Source organism: Ruegeria sp. BJ6, from assembly GCF_056537885.1.
In genome coordinates this window covers 968,706-984,431 of the sequence record NZ_JBQFSG010000001.1, presented here as the reverse complement: position 1 = coordinate 984,431, position 15,726 = coordinate 968,706, and the positions used below count along the sequence as shown (strand labels likewise).

Annotated in this window: 16 protein-coding genes; 13 read left to right on the top strand and 3 right to left on the bottom strand. The window is 56.7% G+C overall.

Features of this window, described 5'->3' with window-relative positions:
* The first annotated feature begins 48 nt into the window (after positions 1-48).
* The 3 genes from ACR0D6_RS04700 (at position 49) to ACR0D6_RS04690 (ending at position 2,556) form a co-directional block, all read left to right on the top strand.
* Positions 49-501, top strand: a complete 453-nt coding sequence (locus tag ACR0D6_RS04700; RefSeq protein ID WP_480727996.1) for an Lrp/AsnC family transcriptional regulator — start codon at positions 49-51, stop codon at positions 499-501.
* Positions 502-620: 119 nt separating this feature from the next.
* Positions 621-1,202, top strand: a complete 582-nt coding sequence (locus ACR0D6_RS04695) for a PA14 domain-containing protein (protein WP_170651170.1) — start codon at positions 621-623, stop codon at positions 1,200-1,202.
* A 544-nt stretch (positions 1,203-1,746) separates the two neighbouring features.
* Positions 1,747-2,556: a division plane positioning ATPase MipZ gene (locus tag ACR0D6_RS04690; protein ID WP_170651168.1), complete on the top strand. Its 810-nt coding sequence runs from the start codon at positions 1,747-1,749 to the stop codon at positions 2,554-2,556.
* On the opposite strand, the gene ACR0D6_RS04685 is transcribed toward ACR0D6_RS04690, so the two are convergent.
* A complete protein-coding gene (locus ACR0D6_RS04685) occupies positions 2,553-3,788 on the bottom strand; it encodes an adenylate/guanylate cyclase domain-containing protein (RefSeq protein WP_480764642.1) in 1,236 nt (411 codons plus the stop codon). The two genes, ACR0D6_RS04690 and ACR0D6_RS04685, sit on opposite strands and share 4 nt — an antisense overlap.
* Before the next feature lie 59 nt (positions 3,789-3,847).
* Positions 3,848-4,300 (bottom strand): MarR family transcriptional regulator, encoded by a 453-nt coding sequence (locus ACR0D6_RS04680; RefSeq protein ID WP_170651166.1) that lies wholly within the window; start codon positions 4,298-4,300, stop codon positions 3,848-3,850.
* Positions 4,301-4,357: 57 nt separating this feature from the next.
* Here ACR0D6_RS04680 and hmgA point away from each other — a divergent pair, with 57 nt between their 5' ends.
* The 9 genes from hmgA (at position 4,358) to ACR0D6_RS04635 (ending at position 12,232) form a co-directional block, all read left to right on the top strand.
* Entirely contained in the window at positions 4,358-5,713 is a 1,356-nt protein-coding gene (gene hmgA / locus ACR0D6_RS04675; RefSeq protein WP_480764641.1) for a homogentisate 1,2-dioxygenase, read from the top strand.
* Positions 5,714-5,720: 7 nt separating this feature from the next.
* The gene (locus ACR0D6_RS04670; protein ID WP_170651164.1) at positions 5,721-6,344 is read left to right on the top strand and encodes a LysE family translocator; all 624 of its coding nucleotides are present in this window, start codon (positions 5,721-5,723) and stop codon (positions 6,342-6,344) included.
* A gap of 44 nt (positions 6,345-6,388) precedes the next feature.
* On the top strand, positions 6,389-7,645 hold the full coding sequence (gene fahA, locus ACR0D6_RS04665) for a fumarylacetoacetase (protein WP_480764640.1): 1,257 nt from the start codon (positions 6,389-6,391) through the stop codon (positions 7,643-7,645).
* Between the two features lie 10 nt (positions 7,646-7,655).
* A complete protein-coding gene (locus tag ACR0D6_RS04660; protein ID WP_170651162.1) occupies positions 7,656-8,606 on the top strand; it encodes an MBL fold metallo-hydrolase in 951 nt (316 codons plus the stop codon).
* Between the two features lie 135 nt (positions 8,607-8,741).
* Positions 8,742-10,352 carry an FAD-dependent oxidoreductase gene (locus ACR0D6_RS04655; RefSeq protein ID WP_170651161.1) on the top strand — a complete coding sequence of 537 codons (1,611 nt, stop codon included), beginning with the start codon at positions 8,742-8,744 and terminating at the stop codon, positions 10,350-10,352.
* Between the two features lie 6 nt (positions 10,353-10,358).
* Complete coding sequence (locus ACR0D6_RS04650; RefSeq protein ID WP_480764639.1) at positions 10,359-10,556, top strand: DUF2783 domain-containing protein; 198 nt, start codon at positions 10,359-10,361, stop codon at positions 10,554-10,556.
* A 5-nt stretch (positions 10,557-10,561) separates the two neighbouring features.
* Positions 10,562-11,104 carry a VOC family protein gene (locus tag ACR0D6_RS04645; protein WP_170651159.1) on the top strand — a complete coding sequence of 181 codons (543 nt, stop codon included), beginning with the start codon at positions 10,562-10,564 and terminating at the stop codon, positions 11,102-11,104.
* Positions 11,105-11,173: 69 nt separating this feature from the next.
* On the top strand, positions 11,174-11,812 hold the full coding sequence (maiA, locus tag ACR0D6_RS04640; protein WP_480764638.1) for a maleylacetoacetate isomerase: 639 nt from the start codon (positions 11,174-11,176) through the stop codon (positions 11,810-11,812).
* Positions 11,813-11,899: 87 nt separating this feature from the next.
* Positions 11,900-12,232, top strand: a complete 333-nt coding sequence (locus ACR0D6_RS04635; protein ID WP_480764637.1) for a DOPA 4,5-dioxygenase family protein — start codon at positions 11,900-11,902, stop codon at positions 12,230-12,232.
* Between the two features lie 50 nt (positions 12,233-12,282).
* Here the strand turns inward: ACR0D6_RS04635 and ACR0D6_RS04630 are convergent, their stop codons facing one another.
* On the bottom strand, positions 12,283-13,911 hold the full coding sequence (locus tag ACR0D6_RS04630; protein WP_480764636.1) for an acyl-CoA synthetase: 1,629 nt from the start codon (positions 13,909-13,911) through the stop codon (positions 12,283-12,285).
* 220 nt (positions 13,912-14,131) lie between these two features.
* On the opposite strand from ACR0D6_RS04630, the gene ACR0D6_RS04625 reads away from it, so the two are divergent.
* The gene (locus ACR0D6_RS04625) at positions 14,132-15,529 is read left to right on the top strand and encodes an aminotransferase family protein (protein WP_480764635.1); all 1,398 of its coding nucleotides are present in this window, start codon (positions 14,132-14,134) and stop codon (positions 15,527-15,529) included.
* The last annotated feature ends 197 nt before the right edge of the window (positions 15,530-15,726 follow it).

Below are 15,726 nucleotides of genomic sequence, written 5' to 3'. Positions count from 1 at the left end.
GCAAATGAAATTGCGTTTTTGTGTGTGTATCAATAGATTTCGCAACAAATGACTAAATTGGACGAAATAAATCGCCGAATATTGCGCGAGCTATCGCGGGATGGGCGCATCAGCAATCTGGAACTGGCCGAGCGCGTGGGGCTTTCTCCTTCGGCTTGCCTTCGTCGCGTGCAGGAACTGGAGCGGTTGGGCATCATTGCGGGCTATCGTGCCGTGTTGAACCCCGCTGCGCTTGGGTTGGGCTTTGTGGCCTATATCGGTGTCGGGCTGGGAGAGCACACAAAGGCCGCGCAGGAAGGGTTCGAAAAGGCGCTGCAACAGGCACCGGAAGTGGTGGAGTGTCACAACATTACCGGAACCATCGAATATCTGCTGCGGGTGGAATGTGCAGACCTTCCTTCATACAAGACATTTCATACCGAAGTTCTTGGAACGTTGCCCCATGTCACATCCATCACATCTTATGTTGTCATGGGCTCGCCCAAGGACATGCGGGCCTGAGTCGACAAAAGTGATGCCGAGCGGGGTTGTCGCACGAAAAATTGCCGCCTAGGCTCATGGATGAGTTCGTTTGCATCAGATCGGCGAGGGTCGGCAAACTAACAGCACGGGAGATGAGTATGAAATCATTCTTAACAGGAATGGTTGCGGTATTTGGGTTGACGCTGGCCTCGGCGCTCTCGGCCGCGCCTATCAAGCTAAAACCGGCCAGTCCGCAGCCTTCGAGCCCAAAAGCCGGACTTGCGGTGAAATACGCATGGGGCGGCGATCCGCCGTCCAAGATTCAATCGATCGACATGGCCAAGCAGATGGTATCCAGCGCCAAACCCGGCCGCGCGTTGCGGGGTTTGGATTATCGGGACACATCCGAAGGCGACCCGGTTCTGACGTTTGACAAGGCGATGAACGTTGCTGCCGATATCAAAGGATATATCCGGTTCGATGCGCCCGGAATCTATGAGCTGGAAACCTGGTCCAATGACGGGATCGACGCCCGGATCGGCGGTCAGCAGGTCGGCTATTTCTCGGCGCGCCAGCCATGCGAGGCCAACCAGCGTGTCGAGGTCGAAGTACCCGAGGCCGGATGGTATGATCTGAACATTGTGTACTTTCAGAAATACAGCACTGCCTGCCTGATGATGAAATGGGGCAAGCAGGGCGAAAAGATGAAGTGGGTGCCAAACAACGTGTTTGGACACTAAAAAGGTTCGAAAACGGGGCTTCAGGCCCCGTTTTCTTTTGACAGCCCATAGGCTGCACGAAGGATACGTTCCGGTGACAACGATGTTGGTATCATCGTTTTATGAGACTCGCCGCTCGGGTCATCATGTAACAGAAGGTCCATACCCCGATCGTGGTTGTGGCCAGATACGCCAGGATCAGGGGCGGGCAGCCGACTCACGCAACGGGTCTTCTGATGAGTTTGTCGTCAACCGGGGCGTCGATATTTGCCAGCCAGTATCCAATTCCGGCACGGATCAGTGCTGGCAGGACGATATTCAAGGCATTTAGAATGAGCGTTCCAATCGTTCCTGCATTGGCCCGCGCGCACCACAAAAGAGTGATTCAGCAGCAGAAATTCGGCACGTGCAGGGCAGGGGAAAGAAAACCTCGAAGCAATCGCTGCATTTTTGAGCCTCAATATGCCCGGTAAACGCATGTAGGTTCTTTCCTTCGATGCCCACACAACATATAGTGTCGACCAACAACGCGTGGTCAAAAGCGTGACAAACCGGGAATACAGGCATGGCACATATCATCGTAGTGGGGAACGAAAAGGGCGGCGCAGGCAAGTCTACGGTATCCATGCATGTGGCCACTGCGCTGGCCAGATTGGGGCACAAGGTCAGTTCGCTGGATCTGGATTTGCGCCAACGCAGCCTTGGCCGCTATTTCGAGAACCGCAAGGGCTATATCAACGGGTCCGAGCTTCGGCTGCCCAGCCCCCGACACCACGACCTGCCGGAAATCGACGCCTCGGTTCTGAAACCCGGCGAGAACATCTATGATCATCGGTTGTCTGCAGCCGTTGCCGAGCTGGAAAGTGACAGTGATTTCATACTGATCGATTGTCCGGGTTCTCATACCCGGCTCAGCCAGGTGGCGCATTCACTGGCCGATACGCTGATCACGCCACTCAATGACAGCTTCATCGACTTCGATCTGCTGGCGCGGATCGACACGCAGGGCGAAAAAATTCTTGGCCCGTCCGTCTATTCCGAAATGGTCTGGAACGCGCGCCAGCTTCGGGCACAGGCAGGTCTGAAACCCCTCGATTGGGTTGTCGTGCGAAACCGGGTCGGCACACAGCGCATGGTCAACAAGGAAAAGATGCAGCGCGCCATCGAGATGCTGTCCCAGCGAATCGGCTTCCGTGTCGCCTCGGGCTTTTCCGAGCGGGTGATCTTTCGCGAGTTGTTCCCACGTGGTCTGACGCTGCTGGATCTCAAGGACATCGGCGTCAAGCAGCTGAATATCTCGAACATCGCGGCCCGGCAGGAATTGCGCGACATGATGAAGGAACTAAACCTGCCGGGTGTCGAGATCGATTTCTAGGACCCACCCCGATACACGGTGAACAGTTCTTTCGGCTCGGAAACGCCGCGCAACATGTAACGGCCAAGCGAGATCAGATCGTGCGCGCATGGTTGTGCGGCACGAGCCACGTCGTCCGAAAGCAAAATCCTCTGCCCCAGTGATCTGTGCATTCCGGCTATTCGGGCCGCCTGATTTACCGCCGGGCCAATCACGGTAAAATCAAGACGGTTTTCCGCCCCGATATTTCCATACAGAATTTCGCCTGCATGCAGGGCCAGCGTATAATTTGCTGTGGGCAGACCGACTGCCTGCCGCTCAGCGTTCTTTTCGGTCATCCGGGCCTGCAACTGAGCAACCGCCTCAAGCGCCGCCCGCGCATCGGCGTCGATTTCACCGACATCGAACATCGCCATCAGGCCGTCGCCCATGAACTTCAGAATGCTGCCGTCGCAATCCTGAACCACGTCGACGGCGACGGCCAGATAGTCATTGAGCATTTCGATGATTTCGGGGCCCGGCAGTTCTTCGGACAGGCTGGTGAACCCCTCAAGGTCGAAATTCCAGATCACCGCATCGATCTGTTGAAGCGATCCTCGACGGATTTCGCCCGACAGCACGCGGCGCCCCGCGTCCCGGCCCAGATATACGCGCATCAGATCACTGGCCATCTTGCGATTGGTCGCCGATTTGATCGCCAGACCAAGATGCGGCAGTGCGGCCCTGATTAATTCCAGATCGCTGTCACGAAACCCGTCGGCGCCGTTGCTGGCCCAGGACAACAGGACACCTTCGGGTGAATTTTTGGGGTCGATGGGTTTATCTGGATCCCATTTCTCCAACACAAGGCCTGTGGCGAGATAATCGGTGGCTCCGCGTTCGCGCAACTCATTCAGAAATGGGAACCGGCTGGGTTCGTTTTGCTCAACCAGCCTTTCGCGCAGGGTATCCATCTTTTGTTGCATCAAAATATATAGCGGACTGTTTACCCATCTTTCGCTGGGCGTTTCTGTATATTCATAATTCTCGAAATGCCCGCCTTCGTCGTGATACCAGCTATATCCAATCCCCCCATAGGTCGGATGCAACGCGGTCTGAGCCGAATGAAACCGCATAAGCGGCACACCAAGCTCGACCAGCCTCGTACAGTACCCCTCAAGAAGTTCTTCGTGGCCTGCACCTTCCAGCCCCCGCTCGATCAGCCAGCTGATCAGTGTATTGGCCTCAGGGGAAATGGTATTTGCGGCGGTCATGTAAGGCTCCAAATCTGCTGAGAGTCATCTGGGGTTGGCGTCCTGAATTTACCAGTGCGTCAATCCATACCCGCCAGCCGTCGCAGCATCATGCGCAGCAGCGCGGCCTCGCCATTTGTGAAATGCGCAGCTAGTTTTGCGTCATATTGCTCTGCAATCCCCCGTAATTCACGATAGACCGACTGACCGCCGGTCGTCAGAGCCAATCGTTCCACCCGGCGATCGTTTTCATCGCGGGTGCGGGACAGATATCGACGCTGTTCCAGCTTGTGAACCGCACGGCTGACCTTGGTCTTGTGAATCTTGGCGCGCTCGCCAATTTCCTTGGCGGTCATTTCACCATAATTGCCCAGATGAAAAAGGACGCGCCACTCGGTACGCAACATTCCATACCGATTCTTGTAGACGCGCTGGAATTCCAGCGAACTCTCCTCGGCGGCCTGATTCAGAAGAAAAGGCAGGAAATTTCGCAGATCGAAGTCATCTTTTTCGGGTTTTTTGTGCTGTGTCATGCTTGTTAGTTACAAAATCAACTATTATTCGACAAGCAGCAAACGGAGGAACGCGCCATGAATCGTCCGACTGACCCCCATAAAATGACCCAGGCCAGTACGCCTGTGGGCACGCACGAAGGCTATATGCCGGGTTTTGGAAACGACTTCGAAACCGAGGCTTTGCCCGGTGCTCTGCCGCAGGGCATGAACAGCCCACAGAAATGTAACTATGGACTGTATGGTGAACAGCTGAGCGGTACGGCCTTTACAGCAACGCACCCTGAACGGACCTGGTGCTATCGCATTCGTCCGTCGGTCAAGCACTCGCATCGCTACGAAAAGATCGATCTGCCGTATTGGAAATCTGCGCCCTGTGTCGATCCTGACGTAATCAGCCTTGGCCAATACCGCTGGGACCCGGTTGCGCACTCGAACGAGTCGCTGACCTGGTTGACCGGCATGCGTACCATGACCACGGCAGGTGACGTGAACACCCAGGTCGGAATGGCCAGCCACATATATCTCGTCACTGAATCCATGGTGGACGACTATTTCTATTCGGCCGATTCCGAATTGCTGGTTGTCCCGCAAGAAGGCCGCCTGCGCTTTGCGACCGAGCTTGGCATTATCGATCTGGAGCCCAAGGAAATCGCGATTATTCCGCGCGGACTGCTCTATCGCGTCGAAGTTCTGGAAGGTCCGGCCCGTGGATTCGTCTGCGAAAATTATGGCCAGAAATTCGAATTACCGGGCAGGGGCCCGATCGGCGCCAACTGCATGGCCAATCCGCGTGATTTCAAAACACCGGTTGCCGCGTTCGAGGACCGCGAAGTGCCGTCGACCGTCACCATCAAATGGTGCGGACAGTTCCATACCACCAGCATCGGGCACAGCCCGCTGGATGTGGTTGCCTGGCATGGCAACTATGCGCCCTGTAAATATGATCTGCGCACATACTGTCCGGTTGGAGCGATCCTGTTCGACCACCCCGATCCGTCGATCTTTACCGTTCTGACCGCACCTTCGGGACAACCGGGAACCGCCAATATCGACTTTGTGTTGTTCCGGGAACGCTGGATGGTGATGGAGGACACATTCCGCCCGCCATGGTACCACAAGAACATCATGTCCGAGTTGATGGGGAACATCTATGGTCAGTACGATGCCAAGCCGCAGGGATTTGTTCCCGGCGGGATGAGCCTGCACAATATGATGCTGCCGCATGGACCGGACAAGGAAGCCTTTGAAAAGGCATCGAATTCGAACCTTGGGCCGGACAAGCTGGAAAACACGATGTCGTTTATGTTCGAGACCCGCTTCCCGCAGCATCTGACCGCGTTTGCAGCCAACGAAGCGCCACTGCAGGACGACTATATCGATTGCTGGACAACGCTTGAGAAGAAATTCGACGGAACTCCGGGCAAGAAATGAGCGTATCATGAGCTTTGATATCTGGATCACATACGTCGCCACGGTCCTGCTGCTGATGAGTACACCGGGACCAAGCCAGTTGCTGATGCTGTCCAATTCGGCTGCTAACGGGTTGCCGCGTGGCCTGTTCACAGCAGCCGGTGACCTAACAGCAAACCTGTTACAGATGCTGGCAGCAGGTCTTGGCCTTGCGGCGCTGATTGCGACTTCTGGTACTGCGTTGGCGGTCATCAAGTGGCTCGGCGTGGCGTATCTTGTGTTTCTCGGCCTCCGCACAATTCTGAAGGCCGAAAGCAAGACTTCGCAATCCGCGAAACTGGCCAGCCGCAAGGCGCTGTGGATGCAAGGTTTTGTAACCTCTGCTGCGAACCCCAAGGCTGTTGTGTTCTTTGCCGCGTTGTTCCCTTTGTTCATAAACGGCGCACAACCTTTCTGGCTGCAGTTCGCAATTCTGTCGGCAACCTACCTGGCTATCGACGGGCTTTTCCTGACGGTCTATGGCGGCAGCGCAAGCTGGCTGGCCAGCCGCCTGAAAGGGTCCGCACGGCTGTGGCTGGACCGGATCGGTGGCAGCTTCATGATCGTGGCGGCCCTGCTTCTAGGGCTAAAATCTCTGCGCTCCGCCCAATAACCCAATTTAGCGGGCTTATATCCGCGACTGATTAAGGACGTAACATGCCGTTAATGAAATCCTGGGTGGCTTCGGCCAACGATGCGAACCACCCCTTTCCGCTGAACAACCTGCCTTATGGCGTCTTTTCGACCGCCGGGTCCGATCCACGTTGTGGTGTTGCCATCGGAGACATGATCCTTGATGTTACCGAGGCAGAGGCCGCCGGTCTGATTTCGCTGGCCGATTATCCTCTGTTCGACGTGCCCTTCTGGAACGAGTTGATGGAAGAAGGTCCTGCCGTCTGGGCGGCGCTGCGTGACCGGCTGATCGCATTGCTTTCAGAAGGTTCGCCGGAACAGGACAGGGTTGAACCGTTGCTTGTGCCGATGACTGACGCCGAATTGCATATGCCTTTTGCGGTCAGCGAATACACCGATTTCTATGCAGGCCGGAACCACGCATTCAACGTCGGTACTATGTTCCGCGGGCCTGAAAATGCACTGCCGCCCAACTGGCTGCATATTCCCATCGGCTACAATGGCCGCGCATCGTCAGTTGTCGTCTCCGGCACGGATGTCCGCAGGCCTTGGGGACAGCTCAAGTCACCTGACCATGATCTGCCCGCGTTCTTGCCCTGCCGCAGATTCGACATCGAACTGGAAATGGGCGCAATTGTCGGTACGCCGTCGGACGGACCGATATCGGTGCAAGAAGCTGATGATAATATCTTTGGCTACGTTCTGCTGAACGACTGGTCGGCCCGCGACATTCAGGCATGGGAATACCAGCCACTTGGTCCCTTCCAGGCCAAGGCCACCGCCACCTCAATCAGCCCGTGGATCGTGACCAAAGCGGCGCTGGAGCCGTTTCGCTGTGACACTCCCGCACGCGAGTTCGAGTTGCTGGATCACCTCAACGACTGTGGTCCGATGCTCTATGACATCGACCTGGAAATAACCATGGCGCCGGACGGGAAAGACGCGACCACAATTGCGCGTACTAACTATAGGGAAATGTACTATTCCGCCGCGCAGCAACTCGCCCACCATACGACGTCAGGCTGCCCGATGAATGCGGGCGACCTTTTGGGGTCTGGCACCATTTCCGGGGCGACCAAGCCCGAGCGCGGTTCGCTGCTGGAACTCAGCTGGGGCGGCAAGGAGCCGTTGACGCTGGACACGGGTGAGGCCCGATCCTTCATCGAAGATGGCGATACGCTGACCTTGAAAGGTGCTGCCAAAGGTGACGGCTATACAATCGGCTTCGGTGACTGCACGGGCACCGTTCTGCCTGCACTTGAAAACCCCTACGCACGATAAGGAAATCACCATGACCAAAGCATTTGCGTCCCAGGGGGACATGACGGAAAAGAAGATATCCTTCACCGAAGTCGGCGAGGGACTGTATGCTTTCACGGCTGAGGGCGATCCGAACTCGGGCGTCATCATCGGCGATGACAGCGTTATGATTGTGGAAGCGCAGGCCACACCTCGACTGGCGAACAAGGTGATCGAGTGTGTGCGTTCAGTGACAGACAAGCCGATCACTCATGTGGCGCTGACCCACTATCACGCGGTGCGCGTTTTGGGTGCCAGTGCCTTCGGTGCACAGCAGATCGTCATGTCCGACATGGCCCGCGCCATGGTCGTGGAACGCGGGCAAGAGGACTGGGATAGCGAATTCCAGCGCTTTCCTCGCCTGTTCGAAGGACATGAGAGCATCCCCGGCCTGACCTGGCCAACAACCACGTTCAGCGACACGATGACTATCTATCTGGGTAATCGCCGGGTCGATCTGATGCATTTGGGCCGTGCGCATACGGCAGGGGACATTGTCATCCATGTGCCGGACCAGAACGTGATGTTCACCGGCGATATCGTCGAATACCACTCGGCCTGCTATTGCGGCGACGGTCATTTCAATGACTGGGGCGATACCCTGGACGAAATCAAGTGGTTTGACGTTGATGCGATCGCGCCTGGCCGGGGTGACGCGTTGGTCGGCAAAGACATGGTCAACGCCGCCATTGAGAACACGCGTGACTTTGTTGAAAGCACCTATCGCCCGGCGGCAAAGGTTGCCGCCCGCGGTGGATCGCTGAAAGAGGCGTGGGATGCAGTGCGCGCAGAATGTGATCCGAAATTCGCCGATTACGCGATCTATGAACACTGCCTGCCATTCAACGTCGCCCGCGCCTATGACGAAGCGCGCGGTATAGACACACCCCGCATCTGGACCGCCCAGCGTGATCTGGAAATGTGGGAGGCCCTGCAGGGCTAATGAATCGGGGCGACTTTGATCCAGATCGTGTTGCCCCGAATGAAACAATGAAACGATACACCAGAACCTTCGGCGCCAGCGCGGCGAAGGACAGGAGATTTGCGCCCTGAGCGCATGAGCATCGGGGGAGGGCCCATGAACAAGATCTTTGAAGTTCCACTCTATGCCTACGAACACAGCGCGGATCAGGACGCATCTGCGCCGGTTCGGCACAAGGTGATCGTGGTCGGTGCAGGGCCAATCGGTCTCGCCGCTGCCATCGACCTTGCGCAGCAAGGTGTCGAAGTGCTGGTTCTGGACGATAATGACAAAGTGAGTTTTGGCAGCCGCGCGATCTGTTTTGCCAAACGCCCGCTGGAAATCCTGGATCGGCTGGGGTGCGGGCAGCCAATGGTGGACAAGGGCGTCGTCTGGAACCTTGGCAAGGTCTTTTTTGACGACCGTCAGGTTTATGGTTTCAACCTTCTGCCCGAAGAGGGCCACCAACGCCCGGCGTTCATCAACCTGCAACAATACTATTTCGAAGAATATCTGGTGAACCGGGTCCGTGAATTGCAGGCCGGAGGAGCCCCGATTGAAATCCGCGGACGCAACAAGGTCGAAGCCATCGGTACTCATCCCGATCATGTGAAACTTGAGGTGGAAACGCCCGAAGGTTCCTACACGGTCGAGGCGGACTGGCTGATCGCCTGCGATGGGGCGGGGTCACCAACCCGGGCCATGCTGGGCAAGGATTTTGTCGGCCGCGTGTTCGAAGACAACTTTCTGATCGCGGACGTGATCATGGACGCCGATTTTCCGACCGAGCGCTGGTTCTGGTTCGACCCGCCCTTCAACCGAGGCCAGTCGGCGTTGTTGCACAAGCAACCGGATGGCGTATGGCGGATTGACCTGCAACTGGGATGGGATATCGACAAGGAGCGTGAGAAGCGGCCCGAAAACGTCATTCCCCGCCTCAAGGCAATGCTGGGCGAGGACGTGAAGTTCGAACTGGAATGGGTCTCGATCTACACATTCCAGTGCCGCCGCATGGAAAAATTCCGCCATGGTCGCGTGATCTTTGCAGGCGACAGCGCACATCAGGTTTCACCCTTTGGGGCCCGTGGTGCGAATTCAGGGCTGCAGGACACCGACAATCTGTGCTGGAAACTGAAGCTGGTGATGGACGGCAAGGCCCCGGAAAGCCTGCTGGACAGTTATGATGCCGAACGCATTCACGGTGCGGACGAGAACATTCTGAATTCGACCCGTTCGACCGATTTCATCACTCCGAAATCCGAAATGTCGCGCGTTCTTCGGGATGCCGTTTTGGACCTCAGTGAACACTATGAATTCGCCCGCCCATTGGTGAATTCCGGTCGTCTTAGCGTGCCCTGCACTTATGACGGCTCGCCGCTGAACTCGGCGGACGCTCTGAACGGGCCCGCAAGAACAAGGCCGGGTTCTGCCTGCCCCGATGCCCCGCTGGGCGATGAGTTCCTGCTGCCCAAGCTGGCGGGTAAGTTCACACTGCTCACGATTGATGCGGATGCACCGGACGTCATCGAAGAAGATGGCATCGAAGTCACGCGCCTTGCCCTGTCCGTCAAGGATGATCCGACGCTGGAGCTGAAGCGCCGGTATTTGGGTGATGCCACAAGCGCCGTTTATCTGATCCGTCCGGACCAGCACGTGGCGGCGCGGCGCGACACTTTCGAAGAAAACTCGTTCCGGCATGCGATCCGCCGGGCCACCGGCAAGGAGTAAGAGCACATGACCGATCTGATCCTGACACCGAATATCGACGGCGCGGATGACTTTTATGCCGATCTACTGGCGGCCCATGAGGGGCTGGAGAAAGCGGATAGTGATGCCCTGAACGCCCGGCTTGTATTGGTGCTCGCCAATCACATTGGTGATCGCACAGTACTGAGCCAGGCAATTAATGCAGCGGCCCTGAAACAGGAGTAAGCCCAATGAAAATTGAACAGATTCACCACGTCGCCTATCGCTGCAAGGACGCCAAGGAAACGGTCGAGTGGTACGGCAAGATGCTGAATATGGACTTCATTCTGGCGATTGCCGAGGATCATGTCCCCTCAACCCACGAACCCGACCCGTACATGCATCTGTTTCTGGATGCAGGGAACGGCAACGTGCTGGCGTTTTTTGAGCTGCCGACTAAGCCCGAAATGGGTCGCGATCCGAATACCCCCAAATGGGTGCAGCATATCGCGTTCAAGGTAAAAGACCGTGACGAACTGATTGCGTTCAAGGATCATCTGGAAGCCAATGGTGTTGAGGTTCTTGGCGTCACGGATCACTCGATCTTTCATTCGATCTACTTCTTCGATCCGAACGGGCATCGCGTCGAACTGGCCTGCCCGGACCCGGAAGAACAGGCGATGCTGGACAAGCTGAACGATGTGAAGTGGGACATGCTGGAAGAGTGGTCAAAGACGAAAAAGGCCCCCAAACATGCGGACTGGCTGCATGCAAAGGAACTGAGTAACCTCTGAGACAACCAAATTGTTCGAAACTGGCAACCGGCTGGCGTCGGTTGCCTTACTGCATTCGGGGAAGATTGAATGAGCGACGTTGTGCTCTATGACTACTGGCGGTCTTCGGCCAGTTACCGCGTTCGGATCGCGCTGAATCTGGCCGGTATTGCCTACCGGTCAGTTGTTGTTGATCTGGTCAGCGGAGAGCAGAAATCCGACGCTCATTTAGCTTTGAACCCTCAGGGATTTGTACCTGTTCTGGAAATTGACGGCCAAAGGCAGACGCAATCTCTGGCGATACTCGACTATCTGGATCAAACGCGGGGGCTGGGCCTGTTGTCCGAATCCCCGGCCGCGCGGGCCCGTGAGCAGGCTTTGGCCCATGCCATTGCAGTGGACATTCACCCTGTCTGCAACCTGCAGGTGGCCAAATACGCGACCGACCTTAGTGGTGGAACTGAAAGAATGCCCGGCGACTGGATGCGGCATTTCATTCGCCCGGGGTTACTGGCCTTTGAAACCCTGCTGAGCGGCTTTGATCAGGCACCCTTTTGCACCGGTTCAAAACCGGGACTGGCCGATATCTGTTTGATGCCACAGATGTATAACGCCCGGCGATGGGACGTGGACCTGACCAACCTGCCAAAACTTCTGAGTGTTGAAGCCGCTTGTGCCAAACATCCTGCTTTTGTTGCGGCGCATCCGGATATGCACGCACCCGCCTGAACAAGCGCACATATTATGTTTGCGGATGGCTGTGTTCATCGCCGTCCGGCCACCTTAAATTTCGTGCAGTCACCGCAAGAGGTTCGAATGCCCGAAATCACCGGATACCACGCCCACGTCTATTTCGACGCTGACACGCAGGATATTGCGCGGCAGGTCTGCGAAGATGCCGCCCGCCTGTTTCCCGTTCAGATGGGGCGCATGCACGCCCGCAATGTTGGTCCTCATCCCCGATGGAGCTGTCAGCTGGGGTTCGACGCCGACGCGTTTGACGCTGTTATCCCCTGGCTTTTGCTGAACCGGAAGGGATTGACCGTTTTTACCCATCCCGAAACCGGGCAGCACCTTGAAGATCACCGCGACAGGGCCTTCTGGATGGGTGAGATGCTGGATCTGGATTTGTCGATCTTCGACCGCTGAACCGACAAAACAGGCCGTCCCAGAGCGGCCTGTTTGTTTTCAGTTTCCGATCAAAGCGCCCGCGCCCGGTCCCGCAGGGCGAATTTCTGAATCTTGCCCGTAGACGTCTTGGGCAATGCTCCGAACACGACGGTCTTGGGTGCCTTGAAGTGGGCCATATTGTCCCTGCAGAACGTTATCAGTTCCGCCTCGGTTGCCTCTTTGCCGGGTTTCAGTTCGACGAAAGCGCACGGGGTTTCACCCCATTTTTCGTCCGGACGTGCGACCACTGCCGCCTCCATCACTGCCGGATGCTTGTAAAGGATGCCCTCAACCTCGACTGACGAGATGTTTTCGCCCCCCGAAATGATGATGTCCTTGGACCGGTCCTTGAGCGCGATATACCCGTCAGGATGCATGACCCCCAGATCGCCCGAGGCAAACCACCCCCCCTTGAAGGCCTTGTCCGTGGCGTCGGGATTCTTGAGGTATCCTTTCATCACGATGTTGCCCTGCATAAATATCTCACCCATGGTTTCACCGTCAGCGGGGACCGGTTCCAGCGTTTCGGGATCGGCAACCATGAGACCGGACAAGGCAACGTATTTCACCCCTTGCCGTACTTTCAGCGCTGAACGCTCTTCGGCCTCTTTGGCGTCCCATTCATCTTTCCATGCACAGACGACTGATGGGCCATATGTCTCGGTCAGGCCATAGACATGGGTGACCGCGACCCCCATCCCTTCCATCTTTTCGATGACAGCGGCAGGGGGCGGCGCACCTGCTGTCATCACCTTGATCTCATGATCGAAATCCCGCAGGTGATCGGGCGCGTTTGCCAGCATGTTCAGCACGATCGGGGCGCCACAGAAATGCGTGACCTTTTCATCATGGAAGGCGCGATAAATCGGCTCGTCCCGCACCGCGCGCAGGCAGATCGACACACCCGCATTGGCCGCCATCGTCCAAGGGAAACACCAGCCATTGCAATGAAACATCGGCAGCGTCCACAGATAGACCGAATGCTTTGGCATACCCCAGTCCAGAATGTTCGAGGTCGCATTCAGCGCCGCCCCGCGATGGTGGTAAACCACCCCCTTGGGGTTGCCGGTTGTGCCCGACGTGTAATTCAGAGAAATCGCATCCCATTCGTCCCCCGGCAGCGACCAGTCAAACTCGGGATCGCCCTCGGCCAGCAGTGCGTCATAGGTCAGAGCCCCCAGTTTTTCACCGCCGTCAAAGCTGTCATCCTCGATATCGATCACCAGAATGTCCGACCTCTCGACCTGCTTCAATGCTTCCTGCACAACACCCGAGAACTCGGGGTCGACAAGCAGAACCTTGGCCTCGGCGTGGTTCAGAATGAACGCGATGATCGTTGCGTCGAGGCGCGTGTTGATGGCGTTCAGGACCGCTCCGGCCATCGGTACACCAAAATGCGCCTCGTACATTTCCGGGATATTGGCTGCGATGATGGAAACCGTATCTCCCCGCCCGATGCCGCGCTTGGCCAGCGCGCTGGCCAGACGTCGGCTACGCGAATAGGTTTGCGCCCAGGTGTACCGGCGCTGGCCATACACCACCGATTCATAATCGGGATACACGGCTGCGGTCCGCTCGATATAGCTGAGCGGAGAAAGCTGTGTGTGGTTGGCTTGATTCTTGCCCAGATGGCGATCGTAAATGTTGGTCGAAGTCATCTGCCATTCCTCCCAGATCGTGTTGGCGCATAGAGCACAAAGAAGTGTTTGAAATAAATCCGTAGTAATACTAGTCCGTTTTGGACTGGAGATACGCGATCAGCCCATCTGGCCCTATCTAATACTGGCCTTTCGCGCTGATCTGAGTCATGGAAAATTGCTTGCCCGGACAGAGCACGCCCCGAGTTCAGCGCAACACTTCACTTTGAAAGGACATGTCATGGACGGCACGTTCAACGAAAACGATCTTTCCCGCGTGGTCGAGGCCGACCGCGCCCATATCTGGCATCACCTGATCCAGCATAAGCCCTTTGAAACTAATGATCCGCGCATCATTGTCGAAGGTAAAGGCATGCGTGTCTGGGATCAAAAGGGCAAGGAGCACCTCGACGCTGTCTCGGGGGGCGTCTGGACCGTCAACGTCGGCTACGGCCGCGAATCCATTGCCAAGGCGGTGTACGACCAGCTGTTGAAGCTGTGCTATTTCGCCAATTCCGCAGGCTCTATCCCCGGTTCGATCTTTGCTGAAAAACTGATCGACAAGATGCCGGGCATGAGCCGGGTTTACTACACCAACTCCGGCTCTGAGGCGAACGAGAAAGCCTTCAAGATGGTTCGCCAGATCGCGCACAAGCGCTATGGCGGCAAAAAGACCAAGATTCTCTATCGTGACCGCGACTACCACGGCTCGACCCTTGCGACCATGTCGGCAGGTGGTCAGGACGAGCGGAACGCGCAATACGGCCCCTTTGCACCTGATTTTGTGCGCGTGCCCCATTGCATGGAATACCGCAAGCACGAGCTGGGCAAAGAGGATCTGTCGGGCGAGGCCTTTGGTCAGGCAGCGGCGGATGCCATCGAAGAGGTGATCCTGCGCGAAGGCCCTGAAACCGTCGGCGCACTGTGCCTTGAACCGGTTACCGCTGGTGGCGGCGTGATCGAAGCGCCCGCAGGCTACTGGGAGCGTGTGCAGGAAATCTGCAAGAAATACGATGTCCTGCTACATATCGATGAGGTTGTTTGTGGTGTGGGCCGTACCGGCACCTGGTTCGGCTATCAGCAATACGGCATCAAGCCCGACTTTGTGACCATGGCCAAAGGCGTCGCCTCGGGTTACGCCGCGATTGCCTGCATGGTGACCACCGAAGAAGTCTTTGACATGTTCAAGGACGACACCTCTGATCCGCTGAACTATTTCCGCGATATTTCGACCTTTGGTGGCTGCACCGCCGGACCGGCAGCAGCAATCGAGAACATGCGGATCATCGAGGACGAGAACCTGCTGGGCAACTGCACCAACATGGGCGAGCGCATGATGGGCAACCTGCAGGCGCTGATGGAAAAGCACAAAGTCGTCGGCGACGTGCGCGGCAAAGGCTTGTTCTTGGGGGCCGAGCTGGTGTCGGATCGGTCAACCAAAGAACCGGTGGATGAAAAGCTGGCACAGGCTGTTGTGGCGGATTGTATGAACCAGGGGGTTATCATCGGCGTCACCAACCGGTCGCTGCCGGGCCGCAACAACACCCTGTGCTTCTCGCCCGCCCTGATCGCGACACCAGATGATATTGACCAGATCACGGACGCGGTCGACGGCGCGCTGGGGCGTGTGTTTGGCTGACACTCGCTTGGCAATTTAGACTATTTGAAACCGGCGCGCACAGCGCCGGTTTTTTTTGTTTCACCAGAAGAGCCTGAAGTATGGCATCTCAGGTGATGCTGGCTTGGACGTTCAACCGGCGTATGAAGCTTTGCCAGCAACCGACATCGGTCTGACTTAGGAGAATATCATTCCCAGTCTCAACTGACCGCAGTAGT

Bases quoted from the DNA above. Each gene is read 5' to 3' on its own strand.
- ACR0D6_RS04690 (WP_170651168.1), top strand. From the start codon at position 1,747: ATGGCACATATCATCGTAGTGGGGAACGAAAAGGGCGGCGCAGGCAAG.
- ACR0D6_RS04635 (WP_480764637.1), top strand. From the start codon at position 11,900: ATGCCCGAAATCACCGGATACCACGCCCACGTCTATTTCGACGCTGAC.
- ACR0D6_RS04655 (WP_170651161.1), top strand. From the start codon at position 8,742: ATGAACAAGATCTTTGAAGTTCCACTCTATGCCTACGAACACAGCGCG.
- maiA (WP_480764638.1), top strand. From the start codon at position 11,174: ATGAGCGACGTTGTGCTCTATGACTACTGGCGGTCTTCGGCCAGTTAC.
- ACR0D6_RS04685 (WP_480764642.1), bottom strand. From the start codon at position 3,788: ATGACCGCCGCAAATACCATTTCCCCTGAGGCCAATACACTGATCAGC.
- fahA (WP_480764640.1), top strand. From the start codon at position 6,389: ATGCCGTTAATGAAATCCTGGGTGGCTTCGGCCAACGATGCGAACCAC.
- ACR0D6_RS04625 (WP_480764635.1), top strand. From the start codon at position 14,132: ATGGACGGCACGTTCAACGAAAACGATCTTTCCCGCGTGGTCGAGGCC.
- ACR0D6_RS04650 (WP_480764639.1), top strand. From the start codon at position 10,359: ATGACCGATCTGATCCTGACACCGAATATCGACGGCGCGGATGACTTT.
- ACR0D6_RS04630 (WP_480764636.1), bottom strand. From the start codon at position 13,911: ATGACTTCGACCAACATTTACGATCGCCATCTGGGCAAGAATCAAGCC.
- ACR0D6_RS04700 (WP_480727996.1), top strand. From the start codon at position 49: ATGACTAAATTGGACGAAATAAATCGCCGAATATTGCGCGAGCTATCG.
- ACR0D6_RS04660 (WP_170651162.1), top strand. From the start codon at position 7,656: ATGACCAAAGCATTTGCGTCCCAGGGGGACATGACGGAAAAGAAGATA.
- ACR0D6_RS04695 (WP_170651170.1), top strand. From the start codon at position 621: ATGAAATCATTCTTAACAGGAATGGTTGCGGTATTTGGGTTGACGCTG.
- ACR0D6_RS04670 (WP_170651164.1), top strand. From the start codon at position 5,721: ATGAGCTTTGATATCTGGATCACATACGTCGCCACGGTCCTGCTGCTG.
- ACR0D6_RS04680 (WP_170651166.1), bottom strand. From the start codon at position 4,300: ATGACACAGCACAAAAAACCCGAAAAAGATGACTTCGATCTGCGAAAT.
- ACR0D6_RS04645 (WP_170651159.1), top strand. From the start codon at position 10,562: ATGAAAATTGAACAGATTCACCACGTCGCCTATCGCTGCAAGGACGCC.
- hmgA (WP_480764641.1), top strand. From the start codon at position 4,358: ATGAATCGTCCGACTGACCCCCATAAAATGACCCAGGCCAGTACGCCT.